The sequence below is a fragment of the Mycobacterium sp. genome (assembly GCF_052145595.1).
Lineage (GTDB): Bacteria > Actinomycetota > Actinomycetes > Mycobacteriales > Mycobacteriaceae > Mycobacterium.
Genome location: NZ_JBKQOI010000144.1, coordinates 1 through 16195, shown reverse-complemented (window position 1 = coordinate 16195; position 16195 = coordinate 1). Strand labels below are relative to the sequence as shown.

Sequence of the window (16195 nt, the reverse complement as noted above, 5' to 3'; positions counted from 1 at the left end):
GAAGGCGAAGAGCCCGATATCGAGGCGGAGGCCGCCGAGGCCGACGAGGCCGACGAGGCGGAGGCCGTCGAGTCGACGGGCGAAGAACCTGAAACGGCCGCGGCGGAGGTTGCGGAGCCCGAAGTCGACGAGGCCCAAGCCGAAGAGCGTGAAGCTGCGCCTGAGGCTGCGGAGCCCGCCGAGCCCGCAGCTGTCGAGGCCGACGGCGAAGAGCCCGAAATCGACGCCGAGGCCGCCGGGACAGCCGTCGACGAGGCCCAAGCCCAAGAGCGTGAAGCTGCACCTGAAACCGCTGCGGAGGTTGCGGAGCCCGAAGTCGAAGAAGCCGAAGGCGAAGAGCCCGATATCGAGACGGAGGCCGCCGAGGCCGACGAGGCCGACGAGGCGGAGGCCGTCGAGTCGACGGGCGAAGAACCTGAAACGGCCGCGGCGGAGGTTGCGGAGCCCGAAGTCGAAGAGGCCCAAGCCGAAGAGCTTGATGCTGCGCCTGAGGCCGCGGAGGTTGCGGAGCCCGAAGTCGAAGAAGCCGAAGGCGAAGAGCCCGATATCGAGACCGAGGCCGACGAGGCCGACGAGGCGGAGGCCGCCGGGAACAAAGCCGAAGAGCCGGAAGCCGAGCCCGAGCCAGCAGAGCCGGAAGTCGCTGCAGGAAACACTGTGGACGAAGAAGAGTCCAGCAAGCTTGACGTCGAGGCAGCGGATCGGGAAGACCAGCTCGACGCAAAGCCGGGTGCCGACGCCGAAAAGCCCGCCGAGAAAAGCCCGGCCGACGACGACACGACGCCGTCGGGCACCGTCGGCCCAACCCGGCGGCGATTGAGCTTCCGGCTGAGGAGCCGAAGGGGCCGGTAGCTGCTGTCACGCGACCGAGACGCAGGCCCGGCGGATCTGGCATGCTGAAAAAGTGAGTGACCAGTCGTGGAACGACCCCGCGGGGTATGGCCCGTCATCGCAGCAGCCGCCCGGATATCCGCCCGGATATCCACCGCAAAATCCGCAGTATCCGCAGTATCCGCAGCCCGCCGCCTACTTCGACCCGGCCGCACCCTTTGGCCGCCACCCGGTGACCGGGCTACCGCTTTCGGACAAATCGAAGACCATCGCGGGCCTTTTGCAGCTGCTCAGCCTGATCGGCGTCGGCGGGATCGGCCGCTTCTACATCGGTGACATCGGAATGGGTGTCGCACAGCTGCTCGTGGGCTGGTTGACCTGCGGAATCGGTCTGATCTGGAGCATCGTCGACGCCGTCCTGATCCTGACCGACAAGGTGCCCGACTCGCAGGGGCGCCCGTTGCGTGATGGAACGTAATCCCGCTTCGCAGCCTTCGGGGCAGTGTCGTCAGCACGGCCCGCATCGCCACCGCCTCTACACCGCGGCCGGAACCGGCGTGCTGCTGGCGGGCGCGCTGGGTTATGTCGGGCTCGTCGACCCGCACAACACCAATTCGGCGTATCCGCTGTGCCCGTTCAAGTGGATCACCGGCTGGAATTGCCCTTTCTGCGGTGGGCTTCGCATGACGCATGATCTGCTGCACGGTGATCTGCTGGCCGGCATCAACGACAACGTCTTCCTCTTCGTGGGTATCCCGATGCTGGCCGGATGGATTGTGCTTCGCCGCCGCCAGGGCCAGTCGTCGCTGCCGATGCCGGCGGTGCTGGCCATCACGGTCGCGGCGATAGCGTGGACCGTGCTGCGCAATCTTCCTGGCTTTCCATTGGTTCCGACGATTCTCACGGGCTAGCCGCGCTGCGCCGAACCACCAATCCGGCCGGCCTGGCCTTTCGCGACTATGCTGATTCGTCGTGAGTAGACGCGGCAAGATCGTCTGCACCCTTGGCCCTGCAACTAACTCCGACGAACTGATTCTGGCGCTGGTGGAGGCCGGAATGGACGTCGCTCGAATGAACTTCAGCCACGGCGACTACGCCGATCACAAGGCCGCGTACGACCGGGTACGGGCCGCTTCCGACACCACCGGGCGCGCGGTCGGTGTGCTCGCCGACCTGCAGGGCCCGAAGATCAGGCTGGGGCGCTTCGCCACCGGGCCCACCTTCTGGGCGGACGGTGAAACGGTACGAATCACCGTGGCCGAGTGCGAAGGCAGCCACGACCGAGTGTCGACCACCTACAAGAAGTTGGCCAAGGACGCCGCGGTCGGAGACCGGGTCCTGGTTGACGACGGCAAGGTCGGCCTGGTGGTCGACGACATCGAAGGCGACGACGTGGTCTGCACCGTCACCGAAGGCGGCCCCGTCAGCAACAACAAGGGCATGTCCCTGCCCGGGATGAGTGTGTCCGCTCCTGCCTTGTCGGACAAGGACATCGAGGATCTCACCTTTGCGCTGAACCTTGGCGTCGACCTGGTCGCGCTGTCATTCGTGCGCTCGCCGTCCGACGTCGAGCTGGTGCATGAGGTGATGGACGGGATCGGCCGGCGGGTACCGGTGATTGCCAAGCTGGAGAAGCCGGAGGCCGTCGACAACCTGGAAGCCATCGTGTTGGCCTTCGACGCCATCATGGTGGCCCGCGGCGACCTGGGCGTCGAACTGCCGCTGGAAGAGGTTCCGCTGGTGCAGAAGCGGGCCATCCAGATCGCCAGGGAGAACGCCAAACCCGTCATCGTGGCGACCCAGATGCTCGACTCGATGATCGAAAGCTCGCGGCCGACCCGCGCCGAGGCGTCCGACGTCGCCAACGCCGTGCTCGACGGCGCCGACGCGCTGATGTTGTCCGGCGAAACGTCGGTGGGTAAACATCCGCTGGCGGCCGTCCGGACGATGTCGCGCATCATATGCGCGGTCGAGGAGAATTCCACGGCCGCCCCGCCGTTGACGCATGTGCCGCGCACCAAGCGGGGAGTGATCTCCTATGCCGCCCGCGACATCGGCGAGCGACTCGACGCCAAGGCCCTGGTCGCCTTCACCCAATCCGGCGATACCGTGAAGCGATTGGCGCGGCTGCATACCCCGCTGCCGCTGCTGGCCTTCACCGCCTGGCCCGAGGTGCGCAGCCAGCTCGCCATGACCTGGGGCACCGAGACGTTCATCGTCCCGATGATGACGTCCACCGACGGCATGATCCGCCAGGTCGACAAGTCGCTGCTCGGACTCGGTCGCTACAAGCGGGGTGACCTGGTGGTCATCGTCGCCGGCGCGCCACCTGGCACAGTAGGCTCGACCAACCTGATCCATGTGCACCGGATCGGGGAGGATGACGTTTAGCCCAGAGGAGAGCATGTGTCGGTCGGTAATGAGCCGAGTGCGCGAGAAAAACCCACGGAAAAAGTCGAAAGAACCGAGTCTGATTTCGAGGAGTTGCTGGCGATACTCGACCTCAACCGCGCCGCCGATGATCTCTTCATTGGATCCCATCCCAGCAAGAACCCGATGCGTACCTTCGGTGGTCAGCTCATGGCGCAATCGTTCGTCGCGAGCAGCCGCACCCTAGTCCGGGACGATCTGCCGCCCAGCGCACTGTCGGTGCTCTTCATCAACGGCGGGGACATCACGAAGGACATCGAATTCCGGGTGGTGCGGCTGCGCGATGAGCGTCGCTTCGCCAATCGGCGCGTCGACGCGGTGCAAGACGGCATGGTGTTGTCCTCGGCGCTGATCTCGTACATGTCCGGCGGCGCCGGCCTCGAGCACGCCGTCGCTCCGCCGGAGGTGGCCGAGCCCCACACCATGCCGCCGATGGGCGAACTGTTGCGCGGCTACGAGGAGACCGTGCCGCACTTCGTCAAAGCGCTGCACCCGATCGAATGGCGCTACACCAACGACCCGGCCTGGGTGATGCGGGATAAGGGTGATCGGCTTCCCCACAACCGGGTCTGGGTCAAGGCCGACGGCGTGCTGCCCGACGACCCCGTGTTGCACACCGCGACCATGGTCTATTCGTCGGACACCACCGTGCTGGACTCGGTCATCACCACCCACGGGCTGTCTTGGGGCTTCGATCGTATCTTTGCCGCGTCCGCCAATCACTCGGTGTGGTTTCACCGGCAGGTCGACTTCAACGACTATGTGTTGTATTCGACATCGTCACCGGTGGCCGCGGATTCCCGCGGGCTGGGCACCGGACATTTCTTCGATCGCTCCGGGCAACTCATCGCCACGGTGGTGCAAGAGGGCGTGCTGATATATTTTCCGCCCTCTCCCCGATAGACAGTTGCGGGATACCCGCGGGACAACCGTCCGATTTCGGCCCGGCACGGCCGTGATCAGGGGTAAGTTCGAATCAGCCGGGTATTCGGTGCAGTGGTGGCAAGCGAGCCGCCCAGCTGAAAGTTAGCTGCATCGGGAGGTGAAGGTGAACGGGCCACCCGTCGACGTCGCAGCGAAGCCCCGCGCGCGCGAACGTGTTGTCGTTCATGTCGATTCGCCGGCGGCCCGCTGGATCGGCGCCCTGGCCCTGCTCTCTGCGGCCGGCTGGCTGATCGTGATACTCGCGCATCACCACCTAAACCCGGACTGGCACTACACCGACCGGCTGGGCTGGTCGCTGACAGTTCTCGGTGCGGTTGCATTCATCGCCCGCGGCGTCTTCCTGGGCCGTCCGGTGACGGCCATGCATGCGGCCGCCGCAGCTCTTTTCGTGTTGGCCGGGCTGGGCTCGCACGTGCTGTCCTTCGACCTGCTCGGTGATTTGCTGATCGTCGGCTCGGGGATGGTGCTGATGTGGCCGACCTCGTCGCACCCGCGGTCCGAGGACCTGCCCCGGGTGTGGGCGTTGATCAGCGCCACCAGCGACGATCCGCTGGCGCCGTTCGCCATGCAGACTGGCAAGTGCTACCACTTCACTGCCGACGGGACCGCTGCGCTGGCATACCGGACCCGGATAGGGTTTGCCGCGGTCGGCGGGGACCCCATCGGTGACGAGGAGAAATTTCCCGAATTGGTCGCCGACTTCGCCGCCATGTGTCGTGCCCACGGCTGGCGAATCGCGGTGGTGGGGTGCAGCGAGCGGCGACTCGAGCTGTGGAACGACCCGGCCGTGATCGGACAATCGCTTCGGGCGGTGCCGATCGGCCGCGACGTCGTCGTCGACGTGTCGAGCTTCGACATGGTGGGACGCAAATTCCGCAACCTGCGTCAGGCAGTGCAGCGCACCCACAATTCCGGCATCACAACCGAGATCGTGGCAGAGCAAGGACTCAACGATGAGCAACTCGCGGAGCTCGCGGACATCGTGCGGGCGTCGCCTAGCGGCGCCCACACCGAGCGCGGCTTCCACATGAACCTGGATGGCGTGCTGGAGGGCCGATTTCCCGGGATACTGCTGATCATCGCCAGGGACGCCTCGGGGCGGGTGCAGGGCTTCCATCGCTACGCCACCGCCGGCGGCGGCAGCGATATCACCCTCGACATCCCATGGCGCCGCCGCGGTGCCCCCAATGGGATCGACGAACGGCTCAGCGCGGACATCATCGCGGCCGCCAAAGATGCTGGGGCACAGCGGGTGTCGCTTTCGTTCGCGGCATTCCCGGAGATCTTCGACGACAAGGATCGCGGTCGGGTCCAGCGTGTCTGCTACCGTTTGATCCATGTCCTTGACCCGTTGATCGCACTCGAATCGTTGTACCGATACGTGCGCAAATTCCACGCGTTGGACGCCCGGCGCTACGCGCTGATATCGATGACCCAGCTAGTTCCCCTGGTGTTCGTGTTGTTGTCGCTGGAGTTCATGCCGCGCCGGCGCCACCTCTGAGCGGCTGAAAAATTGTCCGGTCCAGCCTTTCTAGGCCGCGCCGTGCCGATCTGCCGGCGTAGTAGCGGCTAACGTCATCGATGGAAACCCTGCGTCGGCATAAGTGGAGCTTCTGTGTCAAAAGCCGAAAGGCCAAGCGATGGCGGGGGGCGGCCGCGGTCTGGCGGTGGACGCCCCATGGATTCTTCGCGCCACAGCGTGATCCTGGAGGCGGCGCTGGAGGGGCTGGCTGAGCGGGGCTATGACCTGTTGACCATGGACGAGATTGCTGCCCGGGCCCATGCCGGCAAGGGCACGCTGTACCGCCGCTGGCCATCGAAGGCCGCATTGGTCGCCGACGCGGTACTCGCTTGGCGGGAGCAGCTGGGGCCGGTGACGATTCCGGATACGGGTTCCCTGCGCGGAGATATTGAGGCGTCGCTGGAAGCCCTGCCCGAATTCGGTGCGACGGAGCAACGCCAGGTGGCGGTGCTCTTCGGATTGATCACTGCGGCACGGCGCGATCCGGAGCTGGGTGCATTGCTGTCCAGCCTGATCCTGCAACGACCGCGCGAGGCGGTGGCGCAGATGCTCGAACGGGCGGTCACGCGTGGGGAAATCCCGCACGGGCGAGATGTGAGCCTGATTTCAGACCTAGTCATAGCGATGAGCTCGATGCGCTTCCTGCTCGGCGAGACACCCGACCGTGATTTCGTGCGTCGTGTCTTCGATGAATTGGTCTACCCCCTCGCGACCGCTGCGGATACCCGCCCGGCACCACGCGCGCCCCGGGCGCATCGGGTCCGATGATTTGGTGGACAGGGTGGAGCCCGTCCCGTAGCATTCCGGCACGGAACAGTTCCGTATCATAATTCGGGTTGGCTGCACCGCTCCGACGATCTGCCCTCCCGTGCCGTTTCAGACAGAGGTCTCGCGGGCCGCCGCCGGGGCCAACAACCAGGAGATGCGATGGCGCCCAACGCGAACGAGCAGCTCATTGAGTCGTACTTCCGCATGGTCAAGGAGGACGACTATGCGGGTGTGGGATCCATCTTGACCGACGATGCGACGTGGACGATCGTGCCGATCGGACACACATGGACCGGTCGCCGCGAGATTGAATCGATGGCGATGGCGGCGGGTCGGAGAAGGCGGCACGACGAACGTTCCCACGTTGAGATCAAGAACTGGTTCGCCGACGGCGAGCACCTGTGCGTCGAGTACAAGCACAGGCTCATCGTTGGACACCTCGGGTTGCGCTTGACCGTCGACGGTTACTGCCTCGTTTTTCGCATGCGCGATGGCCGATTCGACGCGATCCGCGAATACATCAACCCCCCCAACATCGCGGCAGGGCTCATGATGTATGTCCTCCTGCCGCTGCTTCCGTATCTGAGCAGGAGGAGGCTGACGCGATCGTGACCGCCGACCCGGATCACCACACGGCGCGCTTAAGCCGTCCGTGGGATCTCATCGCCATTGCGGCATTCACCATCCTGGCCGGAATCGCCGAGATCGTGACGGGGTTTTCTCGCACGTTCTTCGGGATTACGACCTCTGGTGTTTGGCAGTTCACGATCGCCGCTACTGCAATTGGTCTGTCGTACTTGGCGTCTGGGGCTCTGATGCTGACCATGAAGAGGTGGGCGGCCACCGTGGCTTTCGCCCTGCTCAGCATCGACGTGGTCGGACGGATCGTGCTAGTACTGACTGGCCTGTATCCCACCGATACTGCGAAGAACACGCTTTCGTTCATTGCCGGCACACTCATCGTGGCGCTCGTGGCGTTGTATGTCCTATGGAAGCGGAGGTCCTTCGCCTAATCGCGGGTTGCCTGTCGGCGAGGTTGAGGTCGGCCATGTGTTTTCAGGGGCCCCGGTGTGAACTGGAAGGCAGAGGAGGTGATTGATGCGCGCTGACAAGCAAGATGGTAAGAGACGGCCGTTCCGCGTTGCCGTTGTCGTCGCGTTGTCTTTTGGCGGGGCGGGTCTGGCGTTCTTCTCGTTGCCCAGAGTCGGCAGACACCACTTGGATGCGATCAGGCAGAGCTCGAGAGTGCTCCGTGTTCTCAGGTGGTACAACGCCGCCAGGCTCAAGCGCGCGGGAAGTGAGCGTTCAGCCACCGCGATTCTCACCCATGTCGGGCGTCGAAGTGGGCGGACCTATGTGACGCCGCTGGGCGCCGCAGCCTACCGAGACGGTTTCGTTGTGTCGCTGGCGGTGGGTCCGAGCGCCGACTGGTGCCGCAACCTGATGGCCGCCGGGCGGGGCACGCTGGCCTTTAAAGGGCAGACCTAACGAGCTCGGCCGCCCTGAGATCGTTTCCGGGCCGCAGGTGTTGCATGCTTGGCCGATATGGGAGCGTATCGCGTTGCGTGCAGCGGGCATTCAGGAGTTCTTATGGCTGCATCGACATAAGGAACAAGCTGCAGGCCCCGAGCAGGTCGAGACGCGAGATGGCGAACGATAAGCTGCGCACCGCCGGCGCGTCCGGCCACTAGCGAAGGTCACCCGTTTGATCGATGCGTAGCTCGCGACATCGAATCCCTTTGGGTAAGTGGTGAGTAGCCACCACGACCGTCCGGTCGCTGGATATCAGCCCCGGATTGGGGCCCAATAGATCGCAGAGGACCCGTTCTGCGTCGGTCGCGTCGAGGTGTTCGGTGGGCTCGTCGAGCAGCACGATTCGGGCGGGGGAGATTGCCGCCCGAGCGAGCAGCAACCTCCTGCGCTGGCCCGCCGAAAGCGCCTGCACGCCACCGGTCAGCACCGTTGACAGACCTTCGGGCAAGGTGGCGAGCCACCCGCCGAGGCCGACCGCATCCAGCGCCGCCGTCAGCTCGTCGTCGCGGCAGTCTCCGCGAGCCACCAGTAAGTTGTCTCGCACGGTCGTGGCGAAGATGTGCGCATCCTCCGCGAAAAAGCCGATGGCGCTGTGCAATTCACTTTCATCGAATCGGCTTAGCTCAGTTCCGTCCAGCAGGACCTGCCCGTCCAGTGCGGGCATCAGTCCGGCGAGCGTCATCAACAGCGTAGTCTTACCCGATCCGCTCGCACCGGTGACGGCCAGCCGGGCACCCGGCGGCAGGTCGAGTTCCACCCGGGTTGATCGAGGCGCATCCGCGTGACCGGAACGGATCTCGACGGATAACCGCCCGGTGCGAACAGGTCTCGGTAATGCCAGTGCCGGTTCGCGGGATTCTTCTGGACGGTTGGGCGGAGCAAGGTCGAGCAGGCGCTGCGCGGCGATCCGCGACCGCGTCAACTGGACGGCGGCCGCCGGCAATGGTGTCATCGCCTCGAACGCGGACAGCGGCAACAACATCAGGACGGCCAGTGTGGTCGGTGCGACAGTGGGCGCCAACCCTATTGCGGCCACCACCGCACCCAGCACACTGGCACCGATCGCCGCGGTGGGCATTGCCTCGGCAATGGCGGCCGGCCTGCCGGCGGCGTCGAGGGCATCGGCCCAAGCATGTTGGCGGCGGTGCGATTCGGCGATGAATCCGGATAGTGCGCCGCCGACACGAAGCTCCGGCGCGTGTTCGAGCGCGAGCATCGCCGAGGTGTCGCGCTCGGAATGATGTTGCCGGGCCATCTCTTCCTGCGTTGCGGCGGCCTTGCCGGCAAGCCGGGGTGCAACAAAGCCGGCGATCAGCAGGCAGATCGCCAGAACGGTCGCGGCCGGCAGCGAAATGACCGCGATGACTGCGGTTGCCGCCACAGCCAGTACCCCCGCGACGCCGATCGGTACCAGGGCACGCACCAGCACGTTGGCCAGTTCGTCGACGTCAGAGCCCACTCGGGCCACCAGCTCACCGCTGTGCAGCCGGACGGCGGCTGCTGCCGGTCCATGGGCCAGCCGGTCATAGATCTGCGCGCGTGCGGTGCCGGCCGCGCGCAGCGCGGTGTCGTGGGTGGCCAGTCGCTCGCAGTAGTGCAGGACGCCTCTCGAAATCGCGAACGTACGCACCGCGACCACCGCGACGGACAGGTCGAGCACGGGAGGCATCTGCCAGGCCCGCGTGATCAGCCACGCCGAAAAACCGGCCAGAGCCAGCGCGCTGCCCAATGACAGCACTCCCAGCGCGACGGCCGCCAGGATGCGGGGCAGCCGCGGGCGCAGCAGGCCTGATGCGGCAAGTAGGGGATCAGACCGGGGCATAGCGCACCCCACCGTCAGCGACCACTTCGACGACGTGGTCACCGATTGCGACAACGGGTTCGCGGTGGCCGACGACGACCACGGTCGCGCCGGCGCGCGCCCGTTCGACGATGGCCCGCAAAACCCGTACCTCGGTGTGGGCATCCAGGTGCGCGGTGGGCTCGTCGAGCAGCAGCACCGCGGCTTCCGAGCCGAGCGCTCGGGCAAGGCCCAGCCGTTGCCGCTGACCCAGTGACAGGCCGACGCCTCCGCGCCCGAGCATGGTATCCATCCCGTCGGGCAGTTCGGCCAGCACCGTATCGAACCCAGCCTCGGCGCAGGCCTTCTCGAGGCTGCCCGGGTCACCGGGACCGCCGAGCAGGACCAGGTTGTCGCGCACGGTGCCCGGGACCAGCACCGGGCGTTGCGGCAGCCAGGACAACTGCCGCCACCATGCGGCTGGTTCTAGGTCGGCGACATCGACTCCGGCCACGGTGATTCGGCCCGATGACGGCACGGTGAGGCCGGCGATCGCCTGCAGCGCGGTGCTCTTGCCGGCGCCATTGTGTCCGGTCAGCACGGTCACCCGACCGGGCTCGATGACCGCGGTGAGAGCGTATGGCGAATGGCCGTCGCGGCCGGCCACGCTCAGCTTTTCGAGGCGGATGTGGGCGCCGCGCGCGGCCACCGTCTGGTTGCGTATCCTGAAGGCGGTCGGCTCGCCGATGAGTGCGAACGCCTTGTCGGCCGCGGTTCTACCGTCTTGAGCGGCATGGAATTCCACGCCGATCCGGCGCAGCGGCCAATAGACGTCGGGTGCCAGCAGCAGGACCGTCAGACCGGCAGTCAGGGTCATCTCACCGAACACCAGGCGCAGGCCGATACCGACTGCGATCATCGCCACGCCCAGCGTGGCCAGCAATTCAAGCACCAGTGCCGACAGGAATGCGATCCGCAGCGTCGCCATCGCCGAGCGTCGATGGGCGGCAGCGAGTTCGGCAATACGCTGTTCCGGGCCCCGGCCGCGTCCCAGCGCCCGCAGCGTGGGAATCCCGGCGATCAAATCCAGCAATCGCGCCTGCAAGGTTGTCATGGCGGCCAATGCCGCCGCCGATCGGTCAGCCGTTGCCAGACCGATCAGCACCATGAACACCGGTATCAGGGGCAGGGTGATCACCACGATCACAGTCGATTTCAGGTCGTAGGCCGCGATCACGGCAACGGTCGCCGGGGTCAGGATCGCGGCAAGCAGCAGTGTGGGCAGGTAGCCCGTGAAGTACGGACGCAACGCGTCCAGGCCGCGGGTGACCACCACCGCGGCGGCGTCACGCTGTGCGGCCAGCTCACCGGGCTGCCGGGCCGTCACCGCCGCCAGCACCTGGCCGTTGAGATCCGCGATGACCGCGCTGGCCCCGCGTTGACCCAGGCGAGCCTGAAGCCAGTGCGTCACGCTACGGATGACCCACAGCGCCAACAGGATTGACAGGGGCACCAGCCAGGCTCGGATGCTGCGTGCCGAGGCATCGCCGATGACGCGCGCGACGATGCTCGCCAGCACAATCGCCGAGCCGATCGCGCAGCCGGAGATCACCACTCCACAGGCCACCGTGGCAAGCAGATAGCGGCGCAATGCTGTCGATGCCCGCCACAGTCGCGGGTCCAGCGGACCCCGGGCTGGTGAGGCGGGAGGCGAGTCGTCTGCGCTCAGGACGCGCGCCCGGCGAGGCCAATGGGCGGCGGTATCCGTTCAGCCGAGAGCCGTTGCCGGAAAACCCAATACGTCCAGGCCTGATATACCACCGTCACGGGAGCCATGATCGCCGTCACCCAAGTCATCACCTTGAGGGTGTAGGGGGTCGACGAGGCGTTGTAAATCGTGACGTTCCATTGCTTGTTCAGCGTCGAGGGCACCAGGTTCGGGTAGAGCGCGCCGAACAAAAGGATAACGACCGCCGCGACCACCACAGCCGTGCACAGGAACGCCCAGCCGTCGGATGCGCGCCGCCACACCAACAGCACCGCCGCGAGCTGCGCCACCACCGCGACACCCAGCACCAGCCAGGTCCAGTCCTTCCCGTAAGCAAGCTGCGTCCACAGCCCGAAGCCCGCAACCAGTGCGGTCACCGGAAGTGATAACCACACCGCGAATCGGTACGCGTCGTCGCGGATTGCGCCCGAGGTCTTCAGCGCGACGAACACCGAGCCGTACAGCAAAAACAGCCCGGCAGTGGCCAAACCGCCCAGCAGCGTGTAGGCGTTGAGCACATCGGTGATCGACAAGTGAACGTGGCCGGCAGCGTCCACCGGCAGCCCGCGGACCAGGATGGCAAACGCCACGCCCCACAACACAGCGGGTAGCCAGGACCCGGCCGCGATACCGAAATCGGCCCAAGCCCGCCACTTCGTGTCGTCGATCTTGCCGCGCCATTCGATCGCCACGGCGCGCACGATCATGCCGAACAGAATCGCCAGCAGCGGCAGATACAGCGTGGAGAACACGGTGGCATACCAGCCGGGAAAGGCGGCGAACATCGCTGCGCCGGCGGTGATCAGCCAGACCTCGTTGCCGTCCCACACCGGTCCGATGGTGTTGAGCGCCGTGCGGCGGCGGAGTTCTGGTTCGCCCATGCCGACGTGCGCGAACGGTTCCATCAGCATGCCCACGCCGAAGTCGAAGCCCTCCAGGATGAAGAAACCGAGGAACAGCATCCCGATGATGCCGAACCACAACTCTTGCAGTCCCACCGGTCAGCTCCTTTCCAGGTCAGGCGGATTAATGGGCGTCAATATGCGAACGACAGCGGTGCCACCTCGTCGTCGCCGGGCGCTGGTGGGGGAGCCGGTTCCGCGTCGTGTTCCTGCGGCCCTTCGACGATGTAGCGCTTGAGCAGGTAGAACCAGACGACCGCGAGCACCGCGTAGACCAGGGTGAACGTCACCAACGACGTGATGACCATGCCGGGAGCATGATCGGAAACCGCTTCGTGGACGGTGAAGCGAACCTGTTGGTCACCAGTCGGGTTCGGGGCGACGATCCAGGGCTGGCGGCCCATCTCGGTGAACACCCACCCGGAGATGTTGGCCAGGAACGGTGTGGGAATGGTCAGCAGCGCCAGCCAGGAGAACCATCGTTGATCGGGGGTCCGGCCACCGCGGGTGAGCCACAACGCGACGAGCGCGAACAGCACCGGGATCGCCAGAAACCCGATCATCGCGCGAAACGACCAATAGGTGACGAACAGGTTGGGGCGATAGTCCTCTGGTCCGAATCGCTGGTTGTAGTCGTGCTGGAGGTTGCGCACACCCTGCAACGTGACGTCGCTGGTGCGACCTTGGGCAAGGAACGGCAGCACGTAGGGCACCTCGATCACGCGGGTGATGCTGTCGCAGTTGTTGTCCGTGCCGACGGTGAGGATCGAGAAGTCCGGATCGGTTTGGGTATCGCACAGCGATTCGGCCGACGCCATCTTCATCGGTTGCTGAACGAACATCAGCTTGCCCTGGTGGTCACCGGTGAAGAACAGGCCGACCGTCGCGGCCAGCGCAACCCAGCATCCCAGGATGGCCGCCGGGCGAAACATAGTGCGGGCATCCGATTCGGGCCCGGGGGTGGCGGATGAGGTGTTGCGAGACCGGACCAGCCACCACGCGCTGACGGCGGCCACGAATGTCGCAGCGGTAAGCAACGCTCCGGCCACGGTATGCGAAAACGCCGCTCGCGCAGTGTTATTGGTGAGCAACGCGGCGATGCTGTTCAACTCGGCCCGTCGGGTCGCCGGGTTGTAGTGGGCGCCGACCGGGTGCTGCATGAACGAGTTCGCCACGATGATGAAGAACGCGGACACGTTGACAGCGATCGCCACTATCCAGATGCATGCCAGGTGCACCAGCCGCGGCAGGCGGCTCCAGCCGAAGATCCACAACCCGATGAAGGTGGACTCGAAGAAGAAGGCGGCCAAGCCTTCCATCGCCAGTGGCGCGCCGAAAATGTCGCCGACGAACCGGGAATACTCGCTCCAATTCATGCCGAACTGGAATTCCTGGACGATCCCGGTCGCCACGCCGATGGCGAAGTTGATCAGGAACAACTTCCCGAAGAACTTGGTGAGGCGATACCACGCGGTGTTGCCGGTGACCACCCACACCGTCTGCATGACGGCGAGCAAGGGCGCCAAACCGATTGTGAGCGGCACGAAGATGAAGTGATAGACGGTAGTGATACCGAACTGCCAACGCGAAATGTCGACGACATTCATCTGTCATCTCCCCGAAAGTGCGGAGCCGGTTAATGCAGCTACGACGAAGTGTAGTAAGGGAACTGGGTCCAGCGCTACAAGCAATGTGGGCGAGTCTTAGCCGCCCAACGTTTTAGACGCCTTGCGGATGCCGAACGACGACACGATTTCGAACACGCCGATCACCACGAACCAGACGCCGACCACGATCGCAAGGGTGACGATCGACTCGAACGGCGACGCCAACACGACGATGCCGGCCAGCAGGCTGATCACGCCGACGAAAATCGACCAGCCTCGTCCCGGCAGCGCCGGGTCGCTGATGGCGGAAACCGTCGTGGCCACGCCGCGGAAGATGAATCCGACGCCAATCCAGATGGCCAGCAACAGGACTGCGTATCCCTGACCGAAATGACGAAACGCCAAGACGGCCAGGATGAGTGATGCGGCCCCGCTGATGAACAACAGAATGCGGCTCCCCGCCGAAACATGCAGGCTGAACGCGAAGACCACCTGCGCGGCACCGGTGATCAACAGGTATACGCCGAACGCGATGGCGGCAGCCAAGATGGATATTCCCGGCCACGCCAGCACCAGGACGCCGATGATCAGCGACAGAAGTCCCGATACCAGCGCGGATTTCCATAGATGCGGCAACATGCTTGGAACAGGAGTGGTTCCAGGAGTGGTTTGCATGGCCGCAGTGTGGCACACAGGCGGGTTCAGGCATAGGGCCTTACGGGCCGTGTCCGCTGCGTGGGTTATCCGTCAGACGTGTGCAGTTCGCGGTTCCTCGGTAAGCAGGTCGCCGGACTCTTCGACTGCCTTGCGGCCGATGAGATACCACGTGCGCATGAAGCCCTTCCCCTTGACGTCGATGCGGCCGCGCTCCAGCAGCACAAAGTCGTCTTTGAGACGCGTGTACATTGCCTCGGGCACTTGAATCCGTCCCACCGAGTCGGTGGCTTCCATCCGGGACGCGACATTGACCGCGTCTCCCCACACGTCGTAGAAGAACCGGCGCGAACCCACGACGCCCGCGACCACCGGTCCGCAGGCCATGCCCACCCGCAACGGAACCGGGCTGCCGTGCGGATCTTTCAGTCCGGCTGCAACATTGGCCATGTCGAGCGCGAAATCCGCAAGAGCCTGGGCGTGGTCGGGACGCGGTCGCGGAACTCCGCTGACCACCATGTAGGAGTCGCCGCTGACTTTGATCTTCTCCAGCCCGTGCCTGTCCACCAGTGCATCGAAAGCGCTGTATAAGCGGTCGAGGAAGCGCACCAGGTCGGCCGGCGCGGTGCTGCTGGCACGTTCGGTGAAGCCGACGATGTCGGCGAACAAAACCGAGGCCTCGTCGTACTTGTCGGCGATGACGTTTCGGTCGGGGTCTTTGAGCCGCTCTGCAATGCTGGCCGGCAACATGTTGGCCAGCAGGGCCTCGGAGCGGTCGTACTGCGCTTCCATGACCGCCTCGGCGCGCGCCGTGTCACGCAGGGCGAACCACACCGTGACGACGATCATCACGCAGGAGGAGATCGTGGTGATGACAAAACCCATCGACTGGGCCCAGGCCGGTTGCAGCCCGGTGTTGCGCGGGACCAGGAACTCCAGCGCGATGATCCCCCCGGCGGCGACCGCCGCCAGGCCGGCGGCCAATGCAATGTGCTCGATGCCCAGCAGCAGCACCACCAGACAGACGCCTACCAGGAAGAAGAATTCACCGCCCGCGCCGGTGCCGATGTCCCAGGTGCTGGCGAAGACCGAAATATAGGCCGCGCCGACGAATGTCAGGGGCGCAACTAAATCTCCGAACCGGTGCAGCCGCGGGACAAACGCGAAGATCGCCGCCGCACCGAGGTTGATCGAGGTTATCTGCCAAGACCAGGTATCGGTGACAATCTGCACCAGCACGAAACTCGTGCTCACCATCACCGCCAGCCAGGCGGCGATGGTGAGCACGCGGTGACGCCGCGCGACGGTTTCGGCGTAGTGCTGGTTGCGGTCGCGGGACTGTTCGCGCACGGCCGCGACGCAGTCTGGGCGGCGTACTACGCCGTCCGCTGCTGCTGATGAGGCACCGCATTTCTTAGCGCCCACGTTAAGAGCCTAACCGCTGAATGTCGCAAG

General features: G+C 65.2%; 15 protein-coding genes and 1 pseudogene. 10 read left to right on the top strand and 6 right to left on the bottom strand.

Going from position 1 to position 16195, the window contains the following annotated elements:
- The 10 genes and pseudogenes from ACLP4W_RS13140 to ACLP4W_RS13095 form a co-directional block, all read left to right on the top strand.
- Positions 1 to 852 (top strand): annotated as a pseudogene (locus tag ACLP4W_RS13140) (hypothetical protein); the annotation flags it as partial.
- 52 nt (positions 853 to 904) lie between these two features.
- Positions 905 to 1309 carry a TM2 domain-containing protein gene (locus ACLP4W_RS13135; RefSeq protein WP_442386560.1) on the top strand — a complete coding sequence of 135 codons (405 nt, stop codon included), beginning with the start codon at positions 905 to 907 and terminating at the stop codon, positions 1307 to 1309.
- A complete protein-coding gene (locus tag ACLP4W_RS13130) occupies positions 1299 to 1742 on the top strand; it encodes a DUF2752 domain-containing protein (RefSeq protein WP_442386559.1) in 444 nt (147 codons plus the stop codon). The genes ACLP4W_RS13135 and ACLP4W_RS13130 overlap by 11 nt, the downstream gene beginning before the upstream one ends.
- Positions 1743 to 1803: 61 nt before the next feature.
- Entirely contained in the window at positions 1804 to 3222 is a 1419-nt protein-coding gene (gene pyk / locus ACLP4W_RS13125) for a pyruvate kinase (RefSeq protein WP_442386558.1), read from the top strand.
- A gap of 93 nt (positions 3223 to 3315) precedes the next feature.
- Positions 3316 to 4164, top strand: coding sequence for an acyl-CoA thioesterase II (locus ACLP4W_RS13120; RefSeq protein WP_442386562.1), 849 nt, complete (start codon positions 3316 to 3318; stop codon positions 4162 to 4164).
- A gap of 145 nt (positions 4165 to 4309) precedes the next feature.
- Positions 4310 to 5707: a bifunctional lysylphosphatidylglycerol flippase/synthetase MprF gene (locus tag ACLP4W_RS13115; RefSeq protein ID WP_442386557.1), complete on the top strand. Its 1398-nt coding sequence runs from the start codon at positions 4310 to 4312 to the stop codon at positions 5705 to 5707.
- A gap of 198 nt (positions 5708 to 5905) precedes the next feature.
- The gene (locus ACLP4W_RS13110) at positions 5906 to 6496 is read left to right on the top strand and encodes a TetR/AcrR family transcriptional regulator (protein WP_442386556.1); all 591 of its coding nucleotides are present in this window, start codon (positions 5906 to 5908) and stop codon (positions 6494 to 6496) included.
- A gap of 159 nt (positions 6497 to 6655) precedes the next feature.
- Entirely contained in the window at positions 6656 to 7108 is a 453-nt protein-coding gene (locus tag ACLP4W_RS13105) for a nuclear transport factor 2 family protein (protein WP_442386555.1), read from the top strand.
- A complete protein-coding gene (locus ACLP4W_RS13100; RefSeq protein ID WP_442386554.1) occupies positions 7105 to 7509 on the top strand; it encodes a hypothetical protein in 405 nt (134 codons plus the stop codon). Before ACLP4W_RS13105 ends, ACLP4W_RS13100 begins: the two co-directional genes overlap by 4 nt.
- 85 nt (positions 7510 to 7594) lie before the next feature.
- Positions 7595 to 7984, top strand: coding sequence for a hypothetical protein (locus ACLP4W_RS13095; protein ID WP_442386553.1), 390 nt, complete (start codon positions 7595 to 7597; stop codon positions 7982 to 7984).
- Between the two features lie 199 nt (positions 7985 to 8183).
- On the opposite strand, the gene cydC is transcribed toward ACLP4W_RS13095, so the two are convergent.
- The 6 genes from cydC to ACLP4W_RS13065 all read right to left on the bottom strand — a co-directional run bounded on the left by cydC (position 8184) and on the right by ACLP4W_RS13065 (position 16165).
- Positions 8184 to 9851 carry a thiol reductant ABC exporter subunit CydC gene (gene cydC / locus ACLP4W_RS13090; RefSeq protein WP_442386552.1) on the bottom strand — a complete coding sequence of 556 codons (1668 nt, stop codon included), beginning with the start codon at positions 9849 to 9851 and terminating at the stop codon, positions 8184 to 8186.
- Positions 9838 to 11436, bottom strand: a complete 1599-nt coding sequence (gene cydD, locus ACLP4W_RS13085) for a thiol reductant ABC exporter subunit CydD (protein ID WP_442386561.1) — start codon at positions 11434 to 11436, stop codon at positions 9838 to 9840. The genes cydC and cydD overlap by 14 nt, the downstream gene beginning before the upstream one ends.
- A gap of 98 nt (positions 11437 to 11534) precedes the next feature.
- Positions 11535 to 12575 carry a cytochrome d ubiquinol oxidase subunit II gene (cydB, locus tag ACLP4W_RS13080; protein ID WP_442386551.1) on the bottom strand — a complete coding sequence of 347 codons (1041 nt, stop codon included), beginning with the start codon at positions 12573 to 12575 and terminating at the stop codon, positions 11535 to 11537.
- Between the two features lie 38 nt (positions 12576 to 12613).
- On the bottom strand, positions 12614 to 14086 hold the full coding sequence (locus ACLP4W_RS13075; RefSeq protein WP_442386550.1) for a cytochrome ubiquinol oxidase subunit I: 1473 nt from the start codon (positions 14084 to 14086) through the stop codon (positions 12614 to 12616).
- A 96-nt stretch (positions 14087 to 14182) separates the two neighbouring features.
- On the bottom strand, positions 14183 to 14779 hold the full coding sequence (locus tag ACLP4W_RS13070) for an HdeD family acid-resistance protein (RefSeq protein WP_442386549.1): 597 nt from the start codon (positions 14777 to 14779) through the stop codon (positions 14183 to 14185).
- 54 nt (positions 14780 to 14833) lie between these two features.
- The gene (locus ACLP4W_RS13065) at positions 14834 to 16165 is read right to left on the bottom strand and encodes an adenylate/guanylate cyclase domain-containing protein (protein ID WP_442386548.1); all 1332 of its coding nucleotides are present in this window, start codon (positions 16163 to 16165) and stop codon (positions 14834 to 14836) included.
- Between the last annotated feature and the right edge of the window lie 30 nt (positions 16166 to 16195).